The 22,521-nt window shown below is 40.9% G+C and carries 24 protein-coding genes, 1 pseudogene and 1 other annotated feature; of the genes and pseudogenes, 4 read left to right on the top strand and 21 right to left on the bottom strand.

Translation table 11 applies throughout. From position 1 onward, the window contains the following. Positions 1-6 precede the first annotated feature (6 nt). From pyrH to QS39_RS06145, 13 genes are all read right to left on the bottom strand, one after another. Entirely contained in the window at positions 7-744 is a 738-nt protein-coding gene (pyrH, locus tag QS39_RS06205; RefSeq protein ID WP_000002996.1) for a UMP kinase, read from the bottom strand. 83 nt (positions 745-827) lie between these two features. Next, complete coding sequence (gene trmFO / locus QS39_RS06200; RefSeq protein WP_077804953.1) at positions 828-2,162, bottom strand: methylenetetrahydrofolate--tRNA-(uracil(54)-C(5))-methyltransferase (FADH(2)-oxidizing) TrmFO; 1,335 nt, start codon at positions 2,160-2,162, stop codon at positions 828-830. Between the two features lie 236 nt (positions 2,163-2,398). Beyond that, positions 2,399-3,277 carry a 16S rRNA (cytidine(1402)-2'-O)-methyltransferase gene (gene rsmI, locus QS39_RS06195; protein WP_077804952.1) on the bottom strand — a complete coding sequence of 293 codons (879 nt, stop codon included), beginning with the start codon at positions 3,275-3,277 and terminating at the stop codon, positions 2,399-2,401. A gap of 2 nt (positions 3,278-3,279) precedes the next feature. Beyond that, positions 3,280-3,597, bottom strand: coding sequence for a DNA replication initiation control protein YabA (gene yabA / locus QS39_RS06190; protein WP_000358227.1), 318 nt, complete (start codon positions 3,595-3,597; stop codon positions 3,280-3,282). 39 nt (positions 3,598-3,636) lie between these two features. Beyond that, on the bottom strand, positions 3,637-4,527 hold the full coding sequence (locus QS39_RS06185) for a DNA polymerase III subunit delta' (protein WP_077804951.1): 891 nt from the start codon (positions 4,525-4,527) through the stop codon (positions 3,637-3,639). Beyond that, positions 4,524-5,162: a dTMP kinase gene (tmk, locus tag QS39_RS06180; protein ID WP_077804950.1), complete on the bottom strand. Its 639-nt coding sequence runs from the start codon at positions 5,160-5,162 to the stop codon at positions 4,524-4,526. Before tmk ends, QS39_RS06185 begins: the two co-directional genes overlap by 4 nt. Before the next feature lie 113 nt (positions 5,163-5,275). Next, complete coding sequence (proC, locus tag QS39_RS06175; RefSeq protein ID WP_077804949.1) at positions 5,276-6,073, bottom strand: pyrroline-5-carboxylate reductase; 798 nt, start codon at positions 6,071-6,073, stop codon at positions 5,276-5,278. 3 nt (positions 6,074-6,076) lie between these two features. Further along, entirely contained in the window at positions 6,077-7,339 is a 1,263-nt protein-coding gene (locus tag QS39_RS06170; protein ID WP_077804948.1) for a glutamate-5-semialdehyde dehydrogenase, read from the bottom strand. A 9-nt stretch (positions 7,340-7,348) separates the two neighbouring features. Further along, positions 7,349-8,458: a glutamate 5-kinase gene (proB, locus tag QS39_RS06165; protein WP_219335917.1), complete on the bottom strand. Its 1,110-nt coding sequence runs from the start codon at positions 8,456-8,458 to the stop codon at positions 7,349-7,351. Positions 8,459-8,558: 100 nt separating this feature from the next. After that, complete coding sequence (locus tag QS39_RS06160; protein ID WP_077804946.1) at positions 8,559-10,439, bottom strand: MBL fold metallo-hydrolase; 1,881 nt, start codon at positions 10,437-10,439, stop codon at positions 8,559-8,561. Positions 10,440-10,441: 2 nt separating this feature from the next. Then, complete coding sequence (locus QS39_RS06155; RefSeq protein WP_077804945.1) at positions 10,442-11,329, bottom strand: RluA family pseudouridine synthase; 888 nt, start codon at positions 11,327-11,329, stop codon at positions 10,442-10,444. Further along, on the bottom strand, positions 11,319-11,780 hold the full coding sequence (gene lspA, locus QS39_RS06150) for a signal peptidase II (RefSeq protein WP_077804944.1): 462 nt from the start codon (positions 11,778-11,780) through the stop codon (positions 11,319-11,321). Before lspA ends, QS39_RS06155 begins: the two co-directional genes overlap by 11 nt. Beyond that, positions 11,777-12,685: a LysR family transcriptional regulator gene (locus QS39_RS06145; RefSeq protein WP_077804943.1), complete on the bottom strand. Its 909-nt coding sequence runs from the start codon at positions 12,683-12,685 to the stop codon at positions 11,777-11,779. The genes lspA and QS39_RS06145 overlap by 4 nt, the downstream gene beginning before the upstream one ends. Here QS39_RS06145 and QS39_RS11335 point away from each other — a divergent pair. Beyond that, positions 12,678-12,752 (top strand): annotated as a pseudogene (locus tag QS39_RS11335) (AraC family transcriptional regulator); the annotation flags it as partial. The gene QS39_RS06145 and the pseudogene QS39_RS11335 sit on opposite strands and share 8 nt — an antisense overlap. A gap of 175 nt (positions 12,753-12,927) precedes the next feature. On the opposite strand, the gene QS39_RS06140 reads toward QS39_RS11335, so the two are convergent. The 6 genes from QS39_RS06140 to QS39_RS06115 form a co-directional block, all read right to left on the bottom strand. Beyond that, a complete protein-coding gene (locus QS39_RS06140) occupies positions 12,928-13,338 on the bottom strand; it encodes a DUF5301 domain-containing protein (protein ID WP_077804942.1) in 411 nt (136 codons plus the stop codon). A gap of 333 nt (positions 13,339-13,671) precedes the next feature. Further along, positions 13,672-14,136: an IS200/IS605 family transposase gene (gene tnpA / locus QS39_RS06135; RefSeq protein ID WP_000057429.1), complete on the bottom strand. Its 465-nt coding sequence runs from the start codon at positions 14,134-14,136 to the stop codon at positions 13,672-13,674. A gap of 256 nt (positions 14,137-14,392) precedes the next feature. Beyond that, complete coding sequence (gene rpmA / locus QS39_RS06130) at positions 14,393-14,686, bottom strand: 50S ribosomal protein L27 (protein ID WP_000916509.1); 294 nt, start codon at positions 14,684-14,686, stop codon at positions 14,393-14,395. Positions 14,687-14,702: 16 nt separating this feature from the next. After that, positions 14,703-15,047 (bottom strand): ribosomal-processing cysteine protease Prp, encoded by a 345-nt coding sequence (locus QS39_RS06125; RefSeq protein WP_000613699.1) that lies wholly within the window; start codon positions 15,045-15,047, stop codon positions 14,703-14,705. Between the two features lie 15 nt (positions 15,048-15,062). Continuing rightward, positions 15,063-15,377, bottom strand: a complete 315-nt coding sequence (rplU, locus tag QS39_RS06120; RefSeq protein WP_000109141.1) for a 50S ribosomal protein L21 — start codon at positions 15,375-15,377, stop codon at positions 15,063-15,065. Between the two features lie 36 nt (positions 15,378-15,413). Further along, positions 15,414-15,501: a sequence feature (ribosomal protein L21 leader region), on the bottom strand. 58 nt (positions 15,502-15,559) lie between these two features. After that, positions 15,560-16,264, bottom strand: coding sequence for a YoaK family protein (locus tag QS39_RS06115; RefSeq protein WP_077804941.1), 705 nt, complete (start codon positions 16,262-16,264; stop codon positions 15,560-15,562). A gap of 141 nt (positions 16,265-16,405) precedes the next feature. Between QS39_RS06115 and QS39_RS06110 the strand changes: the two genes are divergently transcribed. Beyond that, entirely contained in the window at positions 16,406-17,383 is a 978-nt protein-coding gene (locus tag QS39_RS06110) for a Gfo/Idh/MocA family protein (protein WP_077804940.1), read from the top strand. Beyond that, positions 17,380-18,462, top strand: coding sequence for a DEAD/DEAH box helicase (locus tag QS39_RS06105; RefSeq protein WP_077804939.1), 1,083 nt, complete (start codon positions 17,380-17,382; stop codon positions 18,460-18,462). Before QS39_RS06110 ends, QS39_RS06105 begins: the two co-directional genes overlap by 4 nt. 153 nt (positions 18,463-18,615) lie before the next feature. Here QS39_RS06105 and tuf read toward each other — a convergent pair whose 3' ends face one another. After that, entirely contained in the window at positions 18,616-19,812 is a 1,197-nt protein-coding gene (gene tuf / locus QS39_RS06100) for an elongation factor Tu (RefSeq protein ID WP_001040726.1), read from the bottom strand. Positions 19,813-20,012: 200 nt separating this feature from the next. Beyond that, positions 20,013-21,122, bottom strand: a complete 1,110-nt coding sequence (locus QS39_RS06095) for an AI-2E family transporter (RefSeq protein ID WP_077804938.1) — start codon at positions 21,120-21,122, stop codon at positions 20,013-20,015. Between the two features lie 102 nt (positions 21,123-21,224). On the opposite strand from QS39_RS06095, the gene pbp3 reads away from it, so the two are divergent. Next, entirely contained in the window at positions 21,225-22,466 is a 1,242-nt protein-coding gene (gene pbp3 / locus QS39_RS06090) for a D-alanyl-D-alanine carboxypeptidase PBP3 (RefSeq protein ID WP_077804937.1), read from the top strand. Positions 22,467-22,521 lie beyond the last annotated feature (55 nt).

Raw genomic sequence — 22,521 nt, 5'->3', positions numbered from 1 at the left:
TCTTTCTTATTCCTTTTCTTCGATATTATTTGAAACTGTTGTTCCGATATTTTCACCAAATACGACACGTTTGATGTTGCCTGGTTGGTTCATGTTAAAGACAACCAAGTCAATGTCGTTGTCCATTGAGAGGGTTGAAGCTGTTGAGTCCATAATACGAAGACCTTTATTGATAACGTCACGGTGGGTCAATTCTTCAAACTTAACGGCTGTCTTGTCTTTCTTAGGATCGGCATTGTAAACACCGTCGACACCATTTTTAGCCATAAGGATGGCATCTGCTTCGATTTCAGCTGCACGAAGAGCCGCTGTTGTATCTGTTGAGAAGTATGGTGAACCAATTCCGGCACCAAAGATAACGATACGGCCTTTTTCAAGATGACGAAGGGCACGTCCACGTACGTAAGGCTCTGCCACTTGTTGCATAGCAATAGCTGTTTGTACACGAGTATCAACCCCAACTTGTTGCAGTGAATCTGCCATCACAAGAGCATTCATAACAGTCCCAAGCATTCCTGTGTAATCTGCCTGAACGCGATCCATTCCTGCTTCAGCAGCAGGTTCTCCACGCCAGAGATTTCCTCCACCAATAACAAGGGCAATTTCGATACCTAAGCTATGAACTTCTTGAATCTCTTTTGCGATTGTTTGAACTGTTTGGATATCAATCCCTACGCCACGTTCACCGGCAAGGGCTTCACCTGATAACTTGATTAAAATACGTTTATACTTGGGATTCGCCATTTTCACTCTCCTTTTTTTATCCTACCTATTTTATCACAATTTCTAAGATTTTTATAGTATCATGAGCAATTCTTTGAAAAAAATTAGACCGTTAAAAATTCCTCTAAGTCATCAAGGGCACGCTCTGCAATTTTTTCATAACGAGCCTTCTTATCACGGATACGTTCTCCTTCCAACTCCTTGATAATTCCGAAATTGACATTCATCGGTTGGAAATGTTTGCTGTCGGCATGGGTGATGTAATGAGCCAGACTTCCAATCGCTGTTGTTTCTGGGAAAATAGCCTGGCTTTCTCCCTTGAAAAGACGAGCCGCGTTAATTCCCGCAACTAAGCCTGACGCCGCTGATTCAACATAACCCTCTACACCCGTCATCTGACCAGCAAAGAAGAGATTTGGTTGTTTCTTAGAACGGTAAGTCTGCTCAAGAAGATTTGGTGAATCCATATAAGAATTGCGGTGCATGACACCATAACGAACAAACTCAGCATTTTCAAGACCTGGAATCATTTGGAAAACACGTTTTTGTTCTCCCCATTTTAGGTGGGTCTGGAAACCGACGATATTGTAGAGGCTACCAGCCGCATTGTCCTGACGAAGTTGAACCACCGCATAAGGTGTTTTAAATTCTCCATCACGAGGTCCTGTGTAGTCGTCTGGATACTCAAGACCCACTGGTTTCATAGGTCCATAAAGCATGGTTTTAATGCCACGTTTGGCCATGACTTCAATCGGCATGCATCCTTCAAAATACTTTTCTTTTTCAAAGGAATTAAGCGGAGCTTCTTCCGCATTGACCAAGGCTTCATGGAAATCCATAAACTCTTGCTTGGTCATGGGCGCGTTGAGATAAGCGGCTTCCCCCTTATCATAACGAGACTTGAGATAGACCTTGCTCATATCGATGGTGTTGACATCAATAATAGGCGCTGCCGCATCGTAGAAATAGAAACCATCGCCATCATTAAGGGTATGAATCTTCTCAGCCAGAGCATCGCTGGTCAAAGGACCAGTAGCGACAACCGTAATAACATCTGTCGGCAATTCTGTAATTTCATCACGAACCACTTCAATCAAGGGGTGGTTAGCAACTTTCTCAGTCACCATTTGGGAGAAACCATCACGGTCCACCGCAAGAGCTCCTCCTGCAGGAACACGGGTTGCTTCAGCAGATTCTAAGATAACAGAACCCAAGCGACGCATTTCTTCCTTGAGAAGACCAACTGCATTTGTCAGAGCATCTCCACGAAGAGAATTGGAACAAACTAACTCTGCAAAATTGTCTGTTTTGTGCTGGGGTGTTGACTTGACACCACGCATTTCATAAAGTTTAACTGGAATACCACGCTCTGCGATTTGGTAGGCTGCTTCAGAACCTGCCAAACCAGCACCGATAACATTGATATAAGATTGAGACACGACACTAATACCTCTTTGGGAGTGTGAAGACAAGTTTCACATTGAAAAAGCCAATCGGACTCACTTCGCTCTCGAATTTCTTGGCTCAGGTTGAAAAAGTCCACAGGACTTTCCTCGCTCTCGAATTTCTTGGCTCAGGCTGAAAAAGTCCACAGGACTTTTTCACTCCCACAAATCTTTCTATTTTTTTCTTCTACTAGTATAACAAAAAAAGGGAAGAAGGCAAACTTCCCTGTTTAGTCATTTTCTTGATTTTCTTCCCAATCGTGGTAGGCAGCGTAGAGTTGACTTTTATTCCACTGGTAAATCTTAGCTACTTCCTTGATGGCTTGATTTTTCTTCATGCCATGTTGGATGCGGGCTTGGATTTCTGAAAACAAGTCCTCCTCGTCTTTTTCTTCCATATCCCGACTGGCACCTTCAACAATGAGAAGGCATTCGCCCTTGAGTGGCGTTTCAGAGATGCTTTCTAATAACTCAGAAATGATTCCGCGTTGGTATTCTTCATAGATTTTGGTCAATTCTCTGACCAAGACGACCGAGCGGTCACCGTAGACTTCTAGCATATTTTCCAACGTATCTGCTACACGATGAGGCGATTCGTAAAAAATCTGTGTTTCAGGATAGTCTTTTTTCAAGTCGAAAAATTGCTTTTGCTGGCCTGATTTTCTCGGTAAAAAACCGTAAAAGATATGTGGCTGTGGCGCTAAACCACTGGCAATCAAGGCAGAAATTCCTGCAGAGGCACCTGGAACAGTCACAACCGCAATTTCTTCCTCAATAGCAGCCTTAACCAAATCATGACCAGGGTCTGAAATACTAGGCAGACCCGCGTCGGATACCTGAGCAATACTTTGCCCTGCTTTCAGGAAATCAATCAAATCAGGAATCTTTTCCTTGGCATTGTGCTCATGAAAACTGATCTGCTTTGTAGAAATGTCAAAATGCTTGAGCAGAAGCCCTGTATTGCGCGTGTCCTCAGCCGCAATCCAGTCCACTTCTTTCAAGGTCTGGATGGCTCGAAATGTCATATCATCTAGATTGCCAATCGGCGTTGCCACTAAATACAGCTTGCCGTAGGGAGACTGCCCCTTAAAACTTTTTTGAATCTGCATGCCTACTCCCTGTATAGTAACTCGTCACAGAACATACATTCCTCGTCCTGCTCTCGACGTTGTCCATAAAAATCATTACATACGTGAAAACCATCTTTATAAATTCGACGGACACTTTCGCGAACATGTTTGGCCTTGACAGGAGCGTCTGCTTCCACCTCACCCAAGCGTTCGCGCAACTTACTATTTTCCAAGCGAAGAGCTGTATTTTCCTCTACCAGGCTCTTGAGATTTTTCTTGATGGCTTCCACATCGGCCAAGGTTACCAATAACTGTTGGGAAAAATCATCCAGCGCGTCAAATAATTCTTTTTTGTCCATAAAACAGCCCTTTCCTTTCTTTATCGATCATTTTTGAGTTTATATTTCTTTCAAGACTAGATATTCCATGGCATTTTGAAAGCTGACATTAGCCTGCCACATTTTTCTAGCTTCTAGCAAATCTTGTAGAATCACCCTTACTCTTGCTTGTAGGATATCTTGTCCACAGAGAACTTCAAGAATCCGTAAAACCTGATCTTGTTTTTCCTTGTCATCTGCCAAGCTAGCTAGTTTGGCAACTTGCAAATAACTTTCTTTTTTCTTAGCCACTAACCAAGTCAGCAGGCGTTCACTTTCATCGACTAAGATCCAAAAATTTGCCTGATTTGCCAACTTTTCTGCTTCAGCCCGCGATTGACTAAACTGAGCTAGAAGGATCGCCTTTTTCTTAACCAGTCCCATTTGTTCTAAGAGCAAGATGAGCTGTTCTTCTTGCTTTTTAAAGTGGAAAATCTGGGTCCGACTTCGGATGGTCGGTAAAATCTTTTCTTCATCGCTTGTCAAGAAGAAAATATAAACCTCACTCTGGGGTTCTTCGATGACCTTGAGCAGAGAATTGGCCGCGTTAGGATGCATTTTCTCAGCTTGCTCGATAATAAAGACCTGTTGCTGACTTTCAATCCCTGCTTGAGAAAACTGCCCCACCAATTCCCGAATGCGTTCTGTCTTGATGACCTGATTGACTGGCTTAATCAAGGTAACATCGGGAAATTCTCCCTGTTCAATCAGCTTACAATTTCGGCATTTCTCACATGGCAACACACCTACTTTATCTGTACAAAAAAGGCTCTTAGCCAAAAACTGCGCCATTTCCAAGCTTCCAAAGAAACCTGAAAAGAGATAGGCATGATTGAGCTGGTCTTGTTCTAGGATACGGACAAAGCGGTCAAACTGATCTGGCTGCCAGGCCTTTAGTTGATCTTGTTTCATCTTGTCAAACCCATTCTGTCAAACAAGACAGCCTTGGTAGTTTCCACAACCTGCTCCAAAGGGAGGCTAGCATCAATCTTGACAATGCGATTTCCTTCTTTATCCAGAAGAGAAAGGTAGCCTTGACGAACTTTTTTATGCAAGTCCAACCCTTCCAAGTCCAAACGATTGACCTCACGATTGCTATTAGCAGCAATGCGAGCCAGTCCTTCTTCCACCTCGATATCAAAATAGAGTGTCAAATCGGGTTTAAGGCCATCTGTCGCAAACTGATTGAGCCAATCAATGGCGTCAATATCCAAGCCACGACCAAATCCCTGATAGGCAACAGAACTATCAATAAAACGATCCATAATGACCAACTTACCAGCTTCAAGAGCTGGAAGAACTTTTTCCACCAAGTGCTGTCTGCGACTAGCAATATAGAGAAGGAGCTCTGTCTTAGCATCCATCTGAGTATGACTTGGGTCCAAAATCACTTCCCGAATCTTCTCCCCAATCAAGACTCCACCAGGTTCACGAGTCGTCAGCACCTCTACTCCTTTTTCCTCTAAAATTGGGAGCAGAGCCTCTAAAACACTGGTCTTTCCTGCTCCCTCTGGTCCCTCAAGAGAGACTAAAAATCCTTTTGACATGTCTAACTCATTTCTTTTTTACTACTTCTATTCTATCAAAAAAATAGGGGTTTGTGACAATCTTTTTGTCTTCTCATTTCAAGCACCATAAAAGAGGCAGACACATCCACCTCTTATTTACCTAGTTCTTGTGTTCGTTTATAGGCTTGACCAACTGCCTCCATGACTGTTCCTCGAAAAGCATGCGCTTCTAGGCTTGCTACACCAGCGATAGTCGAACCGCCTGGGCTACAAACTTGATCTTTTAAGACCCCAGGATGCTCTTGGCTTTCTAGGAGCAATTTCCCAGCTCCTACCACAGTTTGAGCCGCCATTTTCAATGCTGTTTCTCGTGGTAATCCTGTCTGAACACCTGCATCTGCCAAGGCCTCAATAAAGAGATAGACAAAAGCTGGTCCACAACCTGCAAGACCTGTCGCTGCATCAATTAAGCTTTCCCCAAGTTCAACCAAGAGACCAGCCTTGGCTAAAAGCTGACAAAAGATATCACTGTCCTCAGCCCTGCAATTAGGAGACAAGGCATAGCTAATCACTCCTTGCCCGATAGAAGCAGGGGTATTTGGCATCATACGAATAATTCTGTGTTGATTTGGAAGAAGACTGGCCAGTTTTTCCAAGGTCAATCCAGCTGCCATAGAAATCAAAAGAAGACTTTCTCGTTTTTCAAGGATAGTCTGGTATTGAGAAAGCAAGTCTGAGAACTGTGCAGGCTTTACTCCTAGAAAAATCACATCTGCTTCTGCGAAAATTTCTTCGTTGCTGGAAGCCTGACCACCAAAGTCTGCAATGAAAGCATCCACCTTGGCTTGACTGCGATTGGCAAGAAGAATCTGGTCACCCGTCTTGGTCTGCAAAACAGACTTGGCCAAACTAGCTCCCATATTTCCTAAGCCGATAAATCCAATCTTCATCTCTTACTCCCTTATCTGTCCGTCACCAGTAACCACATACTTATAGCTAGTCAATTCTTTTAAGCCCATGGGACCACGCGCGTGCAGTTTCTGAGTAGAAATTCCCATTTCACAACCCAGACCAAATTGACCTCCATCGGTGAAACGAGTTGAGGCATTAACATACACCGCTGCAGAGTCCACTTGATCTGTAAAGTAAGCTGCAGCTTCAACATTTTCAGTCACAATGGCATCCGAATGATGGGTACTGTGGGCTTCAATATGGGCAACCGCTTCTTCTAAACTGCTAACAACTTTAACAGCTAGGACATAGTCTAAAAACTCGGTATCAAAGTCTTGAGCCTCAGCTGCTTGGCCTGAAACAAACTGACTTGCTTTGCTATCAAGTCGGAATTGAATTGGTTCCAGTCCAGCTTCTTTTCGATCTGCAACCAGCACCTTCTCCAAACGAGGAAGGAAATCCGCCGCCTTGTCTTCATGAACAAGTAGAACCTCCATGGCATTGCAGACAGAAGGACGACTGGTTTTGGCATTGTTGATGATAGACAGAGCCTTGTCTTCGTCTGCATCCTTATCGACATAAACATGGACAATCCCTGTCCCGGTCTCGATAACAGGTACGATAGCATTCTCAACCACTGCATTGATCAAACCAGCTCCCCCACGAGGAATAAGGAGGTCTAGATAGCCCTTGGCCTTCATCATAGCATAGCTACTTTCTCGGCTAGTATCTTCCACTAGTTGAATCACATCTGGATGAATGGTCGTTGTCTCCAAGCCCTTTTTCAAAGCTTTAACAATAGCATGGGCAGTTTGATAGGCGTCCTTACCACTACGAAGAACAACCGCATTTCCACTCTTGAGAGCCAAAGCAGCCGCATCAGACGTCACATTTGGACGACTTTCATAGATAATACCGATAACACCCATAGCCACACGTTTTTTGGTGATAACCAAACCATTTTCAAGCTGATTGGTTTCTAAAACTTCACCGATTGGATCTGGTAAAGCAACCACTTCACGAATCCCAGTTGCCATCGCTTCTATACGACCTGCATCCAAATAAAGACGATCCAACATCACATCTGAGATTTTCCCCTTAGCCGCTGCCATATCAAGGGTATTGGCCACTAAAATCTCCTCAGTAGCTGCTAATAAGTGATCAGCCATGGCTAACAAGGCTTGATTTTTCACTGCTTCACTAGCTGTGTTGATTGATTTTTTAACAGCCTGTACCTGTTCAAATTGTTCTTGTGTACTTACCATAGTTTACCTCTAAAATTCTGTAAAGAGTAATTGGATTTCAGGAGTAATGGAAATCCAGTCATCACGGTGAATCAAGACACCCTTGGCTTTTTGAGAACGCAACATATCCTCCAAAGCAGATGCACCAAATTGCACGCGCCCTTTTCCAAGTGATTTTCCACTTTCCTTGTCAAATACTGTCACGATATCACCGTAAGAAAAGGCGCCTTCTGCTTCAACAACACCAGATAAAAGGAGACTCTTGCCATGTTGAGAGAGAGCTTCTGCAGCCCCTTTATCAACCCAAATAGAACCTTGACTCTGAGCATAAAAGGCCAGCCATTGTTTCTGGGTACGAAGTCCCTTCTCTTGAGCAACAAAGTAGGAACCATCCTTGGTCTCCTCAGATGCCTCAATCATGGCATCTACTTTCAAGGATGAGCAGATATAAACAGGAACGCCCGATTCTGTCGCGATAGTTGCAGCTTTGATTTTTGTTAGCATGCCTCCAGTTCCATTTGACGAGCCAGCTCCACCAGCCATATCAATAATCTCACGATTGATAGTCTCGATTTTCTCCAAGCGTTTGGCTCTTGGATCTGAATTAGGATTTCCAGTATAAAGGCCGTCCACATCTGTCAAGAGGACCAAAAGGTCTGCTTGGACCATGGCCGCCACCTGCGCACTCAGAGTGTCATTGTCCCCAACCTTGAGCTCATCAATAACGACACTGTCATTCTCATTGATGATAGGAATCGCGCCACGGCTAAGTAGAACTGACAAAGCCTGATGGGCATTTTTATAACGACGCTTATCTACAAAGTCATCCTGTGTTAGCAGGATCTGTGCAGAAACGATTTGGCGCAAGAGAAGATTGGTCGTGTATTCTTCCAACAAAAGGCCTTGCCCTACCGCTGCTGAAGCCTGCTTATCAGCAATCTTAGTCGGACGCTTTTTAAATCCTAAGGCTCCAAAACCTGCAGCAATGGCACCCGACGACACCAAAATCAACTCATGACCCGCCTCGTGTAACATAGCCAACTGCTGGGTAATAGCCTTTACTTTACTACGTGATAAACTTCCATCTTCATTCGTCAGAGAAGAAGTCCCCACCTTAAAGACAATCCGTTTGTATTTCATAGTCTCACTCCGATTCTTCATATTTATCCATTATAACATGAATGGCAGGAAATAGAAAAGAGTTGATAGGAAAAAGAAGGCCCTAAAACCTTCTTTTTTACTACTGTTCTGATTCCGATTTGTTTGCACTCGTTTCAGAGCTTTGTGAAGTTGAGGAAGTCAAATCCTGACTAGTTGAAGAACTTGTAATACTTTCGTGTTGACTCGTTTCTTTATTTTCAAGATCTTTTTTCACTACTTCTTTGGATTCTTTTATTTCTGAGTTACTTGTCTCTCTAGTTGTAACAGATTTCTCGACCGGAACATCCACTAACCAGGCTCCACTTGAATCAACAGTATAGCCTTCTGGTGTCTTACCATTCACAAGTAATTGACCATTTTCTTTCAAGAAGTACCATTTATCCTTGTCTTTAATCCAACCCACAGCTTGTGAACCGTCTGTCTTGTAGAAATACCAATCATTTGCCTTTTTAAGCCAGCCTTGCTTCATAGCTCCTGATTCTTCTAGATAGTAATGATGACCAGAAACTTCTATCTCACCTGTCTTCATGATACCAGTAGAATCCATATAGTACCAGGTTTCTTTATCTTTTACCCAGCCCGTTTTCATTTCCCCTGATGGAGCAAAGTAATACCATTGCCCCTTATATTGAAGCCAACCTGTCTTCATAGAGCCATCAACATCCAAATAATACCACTGTTCTTTATCTTGAATCCAACCAATTTCCATCTGGTTTTCTTTGTTAAAATAATACCAGATTCCAGCGATTTTCTTCCAATTTTTAGCAGCAGCACCAGAGTCTGTCAAATAGAACCAACGATTGTTCCATTTTTTCCATTGATTATATAGCAGGATTCCCCTCTGATTAAAATAGTACCATTCACCTTCAATTTCATTCCAACCGACAGCATACTCTCCTGTAGAATCAGGCGCTTGATACCACCAGTTTCCATAAGCACTTTTATGCCAACCAGCTTGAAAACTTGGAATCGGCTTGTAGGATGTTGAAATATTGACAAAACCGTCTTTTCGAATATCAAAAACTGTCGCATCATAGTCTTTGCTGGCTGCGTTTATATGTTGAATTCCCATTGATTCAAGCCAGCTAATATATTCCCTATTTATTTCTTCACCGCTATCATACGAACCAATTGGTGAGGAAGAAGTTTGAACAATTATCTCAGGAGACAAATTTCTTATAAAATTTTTTGTATCTAAATGATGATTAAACTTCATCAAATCAACTTTTCCAATGAGAGAACCGTACTTGTCTTCTGCTCCATGAACATTATCTAAGTCGCCCCCAAGATAAATTTTCTTGCCATTGACTTTTACTACACTAATCAAGGAATTGGAATTATCATCCCAAACAGGTTTAAGATTTCCATTCTCATCATATTCATTTTCATAATTATAGAGCTGAATATCCATGTCCCCAAACTGAAAATGAGCATCTCCTTGTGTGATGTTTTGAATCACTGAAACACCTTTTTCTGCGGCAGTCTGTAAAACCTTATCATAGCCATACAGATTATCCCAAAGACGTTTAGGCTTAGTAATACGATTATCACTATATTTCTTAAGATAGACTCGGTCAACTGGATAGGTAGACAGTAATTCATCAGCATTTCCAATATGATCACTGTGAGTATGGGTCACCAAAATAAAATCAAGTTTTTGGACACCCAATTCCTTCAAACGACGAAAGACACGGTCTGTTAGAACATGCTTATAAGTTGTATTGATACCCTGTCTCCATGGATAACGAGAATCACTTCCATCTGGGAAATCATAATCTTCTCCTGTATCCACCATGGCAAAATGTCCATTGCTTTCAAGAATAATCGCATCACTTCCACCTTCATGAACATTTATAAAGTGAATTTTATTTCCTGAACTTTCTTGAGCTTGAACATTTCCATACCATGACAAGCCTAAAAAAGCGCCTGCAAGTGCTAAACTAGTCAATTTCTTTTTCATTCTTACTTCCTCAGTCTCTCTAATGTTTCCTTAAATATCTCTGGGATATCTGCTGTAAATTCCAAAATCTCACCTGTTCTCGGATGAGTAAAACCTAAAGTCTTAGCATGAAGAAATTGTCCATGTCCTTTTAAAGTCTTGCGAGGACCATAGACTTCATCACCAGCGACTGGATGGCCGATATAAGCCATGTGAACACGGATTTGATGAGTACGCCCTGTCTCCAGCTGCAACTCCACTAAGCTATAATTACCAAAGCGTTCCAAGACATGGAAACGGGTCACTGCAGGCTTCCCTTTAGCAGTCACAGCCTGTTTCTTACGGTCTTTTTCACTTCGACCAATCGGTGCTTCAATCACACCGCGATCATTAGGTAGATTTCCATGAACAATAGCCCAATATTTGCGGAGAGACTTTTTATCCTTCAGTTCTTGGGCAAGGGCCAAATGCGCCTCATCATTTTTAGCAATCATAAGAAGACCTGACGTATCCTTATCAATACGGTGAACAATTCCTGGGCGTAAAACCCCATTGATACCCGACAAGTCCTTAATATGATACATAAGGGCATTTACCAGAGTTCCACTGGTATGACCAGCACTCGGATGCACAACCATCCCCTGAGGCTTGTTAACGACAGCCACATCCTCATCTTGATAGATGATTTCTAGCGGAATATTCTCAGCCACATACTCTAATACCTCTGGCTCTGGTACATGATAGGTGACGATGTCACCTTCTTGGACTGTGTATTTAGCTTTCTTGACTTGACCATTGACCAAGATCTGACCTGATTTGATTTGTTCATTCGCGAGACTGCGTGATAATTCTGTCAAATCCGACAAAGCCTTATCTAGACGCAGGCCACCAGTTTCAATTTTAATTTCCATTTATTTCCTCTTTTAGCATTGCAATCAATAAAATAATCACTCCAACCGTCAGATAGCTATCTGCCACATTGAAAATTGCAAAATTGATAAAGTCAAGGTGGAACATATCCACAACAAAGCCCTGACTGACTCTGTCAATAAAGTTTCCAAGACCACCTGCGATAATCAAGGTCAAACCCAAGACCATCCAGAATGAGTCCTCCATGTGTTTATGTAGATACCAAATGGCACCCACCATGACTACCAATGTAATGATAGCAAAGAACCACTGCTGGTCTTGTAGCATCGAAAAGGCAGCCCCTCTATTTTGCAGGTAGGTCAAGCTAACGAAATTGGGAATCCAAGAGCGCACTTCACCTAGGGGAATCTGCTGGACGATATAGGATTTAACCAACTGATCCAGCGCAATCAAAAGCAGTACAATAACTGCCACTATTCCTCTTTTTTTCATGATTTCCTCTTCTGATCAAAATATTCTTGCATGACTTCTACAAAGAGAGCCCCAGCTTGACTCAGATCCACTTCTTCACGTTTAACATAGACCATGCGATTATCTAGGTTATCCTTGAGACGAATAACTGTGATGCCATTAACACTGTCACTATCTAAAAATCCAGAACCTGTTGCATAAGCGTCCGTCCGCTCCAAAATACCATTCAAAGTAGCACGGTCTGTCACATTGAACATCTGTGAGCTTGCACTGGTATCAACAAAGTTCTCTGAATAATAAAGGTACTCGTCTTTCTCTTGAGTGAAACGAACCGTTGGTAGATCCGCTAGATCCTCCATGACCAATTCCTCTTTCTGGGCTAAAGGATGCCCCTCACGGAGATAAATGTGGGTATGGAAGGGAATCAATTCAATGACCTCAAGACCCAGCTTTTCAACCCGTTGCATAATGCCCTTTTTATTTTGATTGTTGAGGTAGATAATCCCAATCTCACTATGCCCTTGCGCTACTTCATCTAAGATTTGAACAGTAGTTGATTCAAAAATACGGAAGTTCTTATAGTCGGGATAGCGCTCTGAAAAAGCCGTAATGGTTGGTGGCAAGAAATCATAGTGCTGACTAGCAATGGAAAATTCATCTTTTTCTTCCTCAGGATTGGCATACTGATTTTGAAAAATATCAAATCCTTTAACCAATTCTTGCGCTTTTTCGTAAAATTCCATACCACGACGGGTCAAGAAAGTCCCTGAGCTGGTCCGACGGAAAATCTTAAAACCCAACTCTTTTTCCAAATCACGAACAGAAATGGACAAACTCGGCTGACTAACATACATCTTTTCAGCAGCTTCACGGAAAGTACCACTATTGGCAATGGCAACAACATAGCGTAATTGTTGAATGTTCATCTTCTACCCCCAACTTCTTTATCTTTTCATTATACCATATTTTAGAAGTTTTCCAAAAAGGAAAAAAGTATGGAAATTTTCAAGTCTCAATAAATACTCTAACATTCCAAGACAAGAATTAGTATAATGTCTTTTTTCAGTCCTTATCTGATTTCAAGCAAATAAAAACAGCAAATCCTTTTGATTTACCGTTTAAAACATAATACAAGAAAACTCTCTAAAAATTTCTTGAATTCTATAAATCAACTAGAAAAAGTCTCTTCAATCCTATTAGCTATATCTGGATTTACTTCCCAGATACCAGCATAAGGTTGCTCAATATACTGTCTTTTCTTCTTAGTATATAGATAGACTACACTATCCTTTTCTTCATTCTGATGATAAAACTTGATAATGATGTAATCTTTAACATTTGTCGGTTGATCATTTACACTCTCCAAAGAGGTAGATTTGGACTGTTTCTGTATCTCCTCAATCAATTTTGAAATTTCTTCTCTCTTGTCGATAGTTTTAACATCTTCAGAGGTTTTTTTCTGCAGAGAAATTACAGAAATACTTTCAGGTTCAGGAAGAATAAGTTTTTTGTTACTAACGCAAGCAGATAGAACAAGAAAAGAGATTGAACAGACTATTATGGTGATAATTTTTTTCATACAGGATCACATCCTTTCATTCTTCTTACTTCTTCTCTTAGATATAATTATAATATCATACCATAGAAATTTTTACAATATCTTATTCCCTTATAACATTCATTAATGTAAAAGTTTCACATTTATAATTTTACAACTAAGTTCGCCTCGTACATAGGATTTTAAATATGGGTATCAGCGTGGATATCAAAATCATGACCACCCGTCAAACGGGTGGTTTGTTCCAGGGCTATAAGCCCAAATTACCAGCCAGCGCCTAAAGACGCTGGCTTTCACTTTGTTCAAGCCTTATTGCTCTTGACTCGTCACTTGCCTCTCAAAGAGGCTTTAGTATTACTTACCACTATCCCTAAAGGGATCCTCATATTCTTTTACACTTAATTTATCTAGTGCTATATCATGCTTTTCCTGTTCTTGAATATATTTCTTAATTGTGGCTTCATTAAGTCCTACTGTACTCACATAATAACCTTCCGCCCAGAAATGCCGATTCCCAAACTTATACTTGAGATTGGCGTGTTTGTCAAACATCATGAGTGCACTTTTTCCTTTTAAATAACCCATGAAACTCGAAACACTTATCCTCGGTGGAATACTTACTAACATGTGTACATGGTCTGGCATTAAGTGACCCTCGATAATTTCAACTCCTTTATAACTACACAAGCGATGAAATATTTCGCCTAAACTACTTCGATATTGATTATAGATGACTTTTCGTCTATACTTAGGGGTGAACACAATGTGATACTTACAGTGCCACTTTGTGTGCGATAAACTATGAGCCTTTTGTGCCATATTTTTCTCCTTTCGCTTTACAATTGGCTTGAACACCTTTATTGTATCGCGTTCGGAGTTTTTTTGGTATAACCTTCGACGCGCACCCGCATAGCGGGTGGTTTTTTTGTCTCGCACCTAACGGAGCGAGACGGACTAATAGTCACATAATAAAAAATAGGCTCTCCGAAAACTCGGAAAGCCTTATTTAATGCTACTTCTAGCTTCCTCGCCTTTATATTTCAAGGCTCGGGATAAAAAGGTTCACTGGACCTTTTTATTTTGCGATTGGGTAAACAGAAACCTGTTTTTTATCGCGTCCTTTACGTTCAAAGCGTACTACGCCTTCAACTTTAGCGAACAAAGTATCGTCTCCACCACGTCCAACGTTCACACCTGGGTAGATGTGTGTACCACGTTGACGGTAAAGGATTGATCCACCTGTTACAGTTTGTCCGTCAGCTGCTTTAGCTCCAAGACGTTTCGCTTGTGAATCGCGTCCGTTTGATGTAGAACCTCCACCTTTTTTGTGGGCGAAAAGTTGCAAGTTGTTAAGAGTCATTTTTAACATAATGTTTTCCTCCGTGTTAGTTTTCTGTGATAACTCTGGTTTGGACGAACTCTGAAGAGTTCTCCGATAAGTTTGCCATACCTAAGAAAAATGATTCAAAGAATAACTGGGTCATTTCTCTCTGGTGTGAAGGAAGATCTTTTGGAATTTCAACCATCAGATAGCCACCTTCATCTTCGTTTAATTCTAGGATTGGTTCATAGCCTGCAAATTTCTCAATAGAATTGATAAAGTTAATGGCAAGCGTAGAAACCGATGCACACACGACATCTAAGCCGTATTCGCCACTCTCGGCGTGTCCAGTAATTTCCGCACTCCTCAGCTCGCCATCTTCGGCTCTCTCAAAGACTGCTTGTATCATGTGTTCTCCTTAAAATTAAGCGTTGATTGCGTTGATGACAACTTTAGTATATGGTTGACGGTGACCTTGTTTACGGTGGCTACCTTTTTTAGGTTTGTACTTGTAAGTAACAACTTTCTTTTGTTTTCCTTGTTTTTCAACAGTTCCAACTACAGTAGCTCCAGCAACAAGTGGAGTTCCGACAACAGTGTTTTCACCACCAACAAGAACAACTTCGTTAAAAGTAACTTCTTGACCAGCTTCAACGTTCAATTTTTCAACGTAAACTGCTTGACCAACTTCAACTTTAACTTGTTTTCCGCCAGTTTTGATAATTGCGTATGTGCTCATTATGCACCTCCTATGATTTTTATGGGTTTCCCCGAATTTTTTGTGAAGACTCGCCTAGCATCGTGGGACAAACCACTTAAACTTGAATAATCAAGCAACGATGTTCGTGCGGTTGCACAGGATCGTGCATAGTCAACTCTTCAAGTATAGCATATCTCCTATTTTCTTACAAGTAATAACACCTAAAATGAAGCTTTTTCTTTTACTTTTTTCTGCCAAGAGGCAAAAAGCATGCTGAGGTAAAAAATGCTCATCATAATAGGAACACCAAGAATGGTCTTTTCATGATAGAAAATCGTCAAATAAGCTGAAAAGACAACGCCAAGGACAAAACTACTAAGCAGGCTAACAAATATTAACCCTTCACGTAAAAAAGGAGTGTGCTTGGTTCGGAAATAATCTCCAAAAGCTAGCATTGTTCGTTTGATATTCCCTGTCATAAAGGCATTATTGTAGGCAATACCCGAAACCTCACCAAAAGCAGTTGTCACCAAGCCCATACAAAAGGCTAAGGGCGGTACTAGATAGATATTATCTACAGTTTGCGGCACAAAACCAATAATGATTGATAAGATTGCCAAAGGAATCAATGACAGAATGGGCTTTTTCACAATTCTCAATTTTTCCTTATAAACAGTTAATAAAAAGACCCCCATCATAAAAGCTAGCAAGGTCATTACTTTGGCACTAGCATCTGAAACATTGTGTTGAATGAGCCCCACTGATAGAAATACGACATTTCCAGTTTGTCCAGCAACAAGAGTATTCCCTCGCACAATAAAAGTATAGGCATCTACATATCCTGCACAAAAAGTCAAAAAAAGCGCTAGCCTCTTAGACTGACGTGATATTTTTCTTATAGGTAATAGCCTCATTTTTCCTCCCATTTCATTTACTCATCTCATTATTGTACCACTTTCTTTGGGAAAGTCCTAGTAGCTTATTTGAATTTTTTTACCCTCTGTTGGATAGTCCCGTCTATCTATGTTATAATGAAAGAAGGATTTGAAATCAGAAAAGGAGTAACTATGCTTAAATTAGGTGTCATCGGAACAGGGGCTATCAGTCACCACTTCATAGAAGCGGCCCATTCCAGTGGAGAATACAAGCTGGTCGCAGTCTATTCTAGAAAACTAGAAACTGCGGCAACCTTTGCTTCTCGCTATCAGAATATCCAACTCTTTGATCAAGTAGAGGACTTCTTCAAGAGCTCCTTTGATGTGGTCTATATTGCTAGCCCAAACTCCTTGCATTTTGCTCAGGCAAAAGCTGCATTGTCTGCAGGTAAACATGTCATTCTTGAAAAGCCAGCTGTCACTCAGCCACATGAATGGCTAGATTTGATTCAAACAGCTGAAAAAAATTACTGTTTTATCTTTGAAGCAGCTCGTAATTACCATGAGAAAGCTTTTACTACTATCAAAAACTTTTTAGCAGACAAACAAATTTTGGGAGCAGATTTCAACTATGCCAAGTATTCTTCCAAAATGCATAACTTGTTGGCTGGGCATACGCCCAATGTCTTTTCAGAGCGTTTTGCTGGCGGTGCCCTCATGGATTTGGGGATTTATCCTCTCTACGCTGCCGTTCGTCTCTTTGGAAAAGCTCAAGACGCTACCTATCAGGCTCAACAGCTTGACAATAGCATTGACCTAAATGGTGACGGAATTCTCTTCTACCCAGACTTTCAAGTTCACATCAAGGCTGGGAAAAACATCACTTCCAATCTTCCTTGCGAAATTTACACAACAGATGGAACCTTGACCCTCAACACCATTGAGCATATTCACTCGGCTATTTTTACCGACCATCAAGGCAATCAAATCCAACTCCCTATCCAACAGGCTCCTCATACGATGACTGAGGAAGTCGCTGCATTTGCACACATGATCCAGCAACCAGATCTGAATCTCTACCAAACTTGGCTGGAAGATGCAAGTTCAGTTCATAAACTACTATTTACCATGCGCCAGACTGCTGGCATTAGATTTGAGGCAGAAAAATGAAAAACAAACTACCGACTGAATGGCAAGAACTGAGTGACCAACTCGGTTTCCAAGAATTCACCCCCATTCAAACTCAACTATTTGAGCCCCTTCTTGCTGGAGAAAACCTCCTAGGAGTGAGCCCAACAGGAACTGGTAAGACCCTAGCTTACCTTCTACCAAGTCTTCTCAGACTACAAAAGAAAAAAGCCCAACAACTCTTGATTCTAGCACCAAATACTGAGCTTGCTGGACAGATTTTTGATGTATGTAAAACGTGGGCTGAAGCTATCTGCTTAACTACCCAACTCTTCTTATCAGGTTCGAGTCAAAAACGTCAAATTGAACGACTCAAAAAAGGACCAGAAATTCTGATTGGAACCCCTGGCCGTATCTTTGAACTGATTAAATTGAAAAAAATCAAGATGATGAATGTGGAAACCATCATTCTAGATGAATTTGACCAATTGCTAGATGATTCTCAGATACACTTTGTCGAGAAAATTACTCACTACGCACCTCGTGACCACCAACTTGTCTATATGAGTGCGACAACCAAGTTTGACCAAGAAAAGATTACGCCTAACACACGTACCATTAATCTCTCTGATCAAAAACTGGACAACATCCAGCACTTCTACATGCAGGTAGAGCAACGTCACCGAGTGGATATGCTACGAAAACTGGCTCATGTAGAGGATTTCCGTGGTCTAGTCTTCTTTAACAGCCTATCAGACCTTGGAAGTGCAGAAGAAAAACTACAATATCGGGATATCCTGGCTGTTTCCCTCGCTAGTGATGTCAATGTCAAATTTAGAAAAGTCATCTTAGAAAAGTTTAAAGACAAGCAACTAACCCTGCTTCTTGCAACTGACCTTCTGGCACGTGGAATTGATATCGATAGCCTAGAATGTGTCGTAAACTTTGATGTTCCTAGAGATATTGAAACCTACACTCACCGTGCTGGCCGTACAGGTCGCATGGGTAAAGAAGGCTATGTTATCACTCTCGTCACTCATCCAGAAGAAATCAAAAAACTCAAAAAGTTTGCAAGCGTACGTGAAATTGTCTTGAAAAACCAAGAACTCTATTTCAAATAAAGCCCCCTTTGCTCTATGCACATCGAGTGTATAGAGCTTTTTTATGTAAACAATTCTTCAATATTAGTTCAATATCCGAAAAAAAGAACCTTGCAATGCAAGATTCTTTTAGTGTCTGACTTAAATAATTGTTCTTCTGGGAACTAAATCGAATTAAGCTTCGATTTCTGTAACCATACCTGAACCAACAGTACGTCCACCCTCACGGATAGAGAATGTAGTACCTTGTTCTACGGCGATTGGGTGGATCAACTCAACGTCGATTGTCACGTTATCACCAGGCATTACCATTTCAGTACCTGCTGGAAGTTCGATTGAACCTGTAACGTCAGTAGTACGGAAGTAGAATTGTGGACGGTAGTTGTTGAAGAATGGAGTGTGACGTCCACCTTCTTCTTTAGTAAGGATGTAGACTTCACCTTTGAATTTAGTGTGTGGGTTGATTGAACCTGGTTTAGCGATAACTTGTCCACGTTCGATTTCATCACGTTGAACACCACGAAGAAGGACACCTACGTTATCTCCGGCAAGACCTTCGTCAAGTTGTTTACGGAACATTTCAACACCAGTAACAACTGCTTTTTGAGTTTCTTCTTTGATACCAACGATTTCGATTTCGTCGTTGACTTTAACGATACCACGGTCGATACGTCCTGAAGCAACTGTACCACGTCCAGTGATTGAGAATACGTCTTCGACTGGAAGAAGCAATGGTTTGTCAGTGTCACGTTCTGGTTCTGGGATGTACTCATCAACTGTGTTCATCAATTCCATAACGATGTCTTCGTATTTAGTGTCACCTTCAAGAGCTTTAAGAGCTGAACCTTGGATAACTGGAAGATCGTCACCTGGGAAGTCGTATTCTGACAATAGGTCACGGATTTCCATTTCAACCAATTCAAGCAATTCTTCGTCGTCAACCAAGTCAACTTTGTTCATGAAGACGATAAGGTGTTTAACACCAACCTGACGTGAAAGAAGGATGTGCTCACGAGTTTGTGGCATTGGTCCGTCAGTTGAAGCTACTACAAGGATAGCTCCGTCCATTTGAGCGGCACCAGTGATCATGTTTTTAACGTAGTCCGCGTGTCCTGGAGCGTCGATGTGAGCGTAGTGACGTTTTTCAGTTTCGTACTCAACGTGCGCAGTGTTGATTGTGATACCGCGTTCGCGTTCTTCTGGAGCAGCATCGATAGACGCATAGTCTTTAGGTTGGTTAACTGATGAAGGCAAGCGACGTGCCAAAACAGTTGTGATAGCTGCAGTTAGGGTAGTTTTACCGTGGTCAACGTGTCCGATAGTACCAATGTTAACGTGTGGTTTACTACGATCGTATTTTTCTTTTGCCATTTGAGTAAAAGCCTCCAATAAAATATATTTTATAGATAGACAGTAGGCAATACAGTCTAACTTTCCTTACTATTTTATCAAATTTCAGCTAAATTGCAAGTGTTTTACAAAGTTTTTGTGAATTATTCTTAATAGGCTAATCTAAACGGCAATTCTACTCCTATAATTTACCTAAAGAAAAATCAGGAGTTTCCTGACTTTTACTTAGCTAATTCTCTTTCTCGTTCTTTCATTGTTTTATGATTTTCATACAAACGTGATAAGAACTTAGAAATTTCTTTTAAGATAGAATATGTTGGTACTGCGACAATCATGCCAATGACCCCATAGATATTGCTTGATAACAAAAGTAATACTAAAATTGTTATTGGATGGACTTTCATCACGCCACCAACGATTCGAGGGTAGAGGATATTTCCATCCACTTGTTGAATGATTAGCATGTAAACAACTGCAATTAGCATTCTATGAGGATCGGTAAAGACATTAGCAATAATCATCGGAATCAAGCCAATACTTGGTCCCACATAAGGAATGAGATTGGCCAATCCTGAAAAGATGGCAAAGACCAAAGCGTATTTCAAACCAATCACGGTATATCCGATAAAAGCCAAACAACCGATAATAATGGCATCAATTGCGACTCCACTAATATAGCGAGCAATTGTCGCATTCAAATTCTTTAAAAGACCTGCAATATGCAACTTATCTCTCTTTAAAACAGTACGTTCAAGCATCGGTAAAAATTTGTTACCATCTAACAAAAAATAAACCAAAAACACAGGGGTCATGATAATAATCAAAACGGTACTAAAGAGAGCTGATAGGACACTTCCGACACTATTGGTAACGCTATTTAGGATATTTTGTAAAATATCTACATAGGATAAATTTAACTGTTGAATAGTCGCTTGAATATCCAAATTTTGAAAGGCTGGATAAGTGGATAAATCGATAATCAAATCTTGCAGACGACTGTAGATAGTCTGGCTAGTCGCAATCAAGCTGGTCAACTGATTAACCAAAATCGGTAAGAGATAGACTACCCCAATGACAAGCCCCCAAACCAAAGCACACAAGGTTAATAGAATACCAATGATACGATTAATTTTGAAATACTTTTGTAAAAAATTTACAATAGGATTGGTCAAATAATATAAAAAACCACCTAGAAGAAAAGGAATCATGATGGTGTTTGCGACGCTCACAAAAGGCGTGATAATAGCCCCCATCTCTCTCCATAAATAAAAAATGACTGTTAATAATAAAATCTCACTGGTCCAAAAAAATAATTTATTCTTACGAAACATGAGCTACCTCCATTCATCTATTTTACCATACTTTCAAAAAAGCTTCTTTCTTCTATCATGAAACTGGGAATATTTTTTTCTTTATGTTAGAATAAACTTACTATGAAAAAAATCATTTTAACTCTCTTAAGTCTATCCGTAATTGGGTCAGCATCTACTGTTGCTGCCCAAGATTTTAATATTGCTGCTAAACATGCGATTGCTGTTGAGGCCAATACTGGTAAAATTCTATATGAAAAAGATGCAACGCAACCTGTCGAAATTGCTTCTATAACAAAACTACTTACCGTTTACCTGGTCTATGAAGCACTCGAAAATGGAAGTATCACACTATCCACCCCAGTAGATATTTCTGATTATCCTTATCAATTGACGACAAATTCTGAAGCCAGTAATGTTCCTATGGAGGCCCGTAATTATACTGTCGAAGAGTTACTTGAAGCAACTCTGGTATCTAGTGCCAACAGCGCCGCTATTGCCCTAGCTGAGAAAATTGCTGGCTCTGAAAAAAACTTCGTTGATATGATGCGAGCAAAACTCTTGGAATGGGGAATCAAAGATGCTACTGTTGTCAATACAACTGGTCTGAACAACGAAACTCTCGGAGATAACATTTACCCAGGATCTAATAAAGATGACGAAAATAAGCTCAGTGCTTATGATGTTGCTATCGTTGCTCGCAACCTCATCAAAAAATACCCACAAGTCTTGGAAATCACGAAAAAACCTTCTTCTACTTTTGCTGGAATGACAATCACTTCGACCAACTACATGTTAGAAGGCATGCCTGCTTATCGAGGTGGTTTTGATGGCCTTAAAACAGGAACAACAGACAAAGCCGGAGAATCTTTTGTTGGTACTACTGTCGAAAAAGGCATGAGGGTTATCACTGTTGTTTTGAATGCAGATCATCAAGACAATAATCCTTACGCTCGCTTCACAGCTACATCTTCACTAATGGATTATATCTCTTCTACATTCACACTTCGCAAAATCGTTCAACAAGGCGATGCCTATCAAGATAGTAAAGTCCCCGTACAAGATGGAAAAGAAGATACGGTCACTGCAGTGGCCCCAGAGGATATCTATCTAATTGAACGTGTTGGGGGTCAATCTTCCCAATCTATTCAATTCACACCTGATTCTAAAGCAATCCCAGCACCACTTGAAGCCGGAACAGTGGTTGGCCATTTGACTTACGAAGACAAGGATTTGATTGGTCAAGGTTACATTACCGCTGAACGTCCTAGTTTCGAAATGCTAGCAGAAAAGAAAGTTGAAAAAGCCTTCTTCTTAAAAGTTTGGTGGAATCAGTTTATCCGCTTCATCAACGAAAAATTATAAAACATACTGAGCAAAAGATTGCTCCAAAATAGAAACAGACCAAAAAGGCTTTAAA

The sequence above is a fragment of the Streptococcus mitis genome (assembly GCF_002005545.1).
Lineage (GTDB): Bacteria > Bacillota > Bacilli > Lactobacillales > Streptococcaceae > Streptococcus > Streptococcus mitis_I.
Note: the sequence above shows the minus strand (reverse complement) of the source record. Positions and strands in the feature narration are given on the sequence as shown.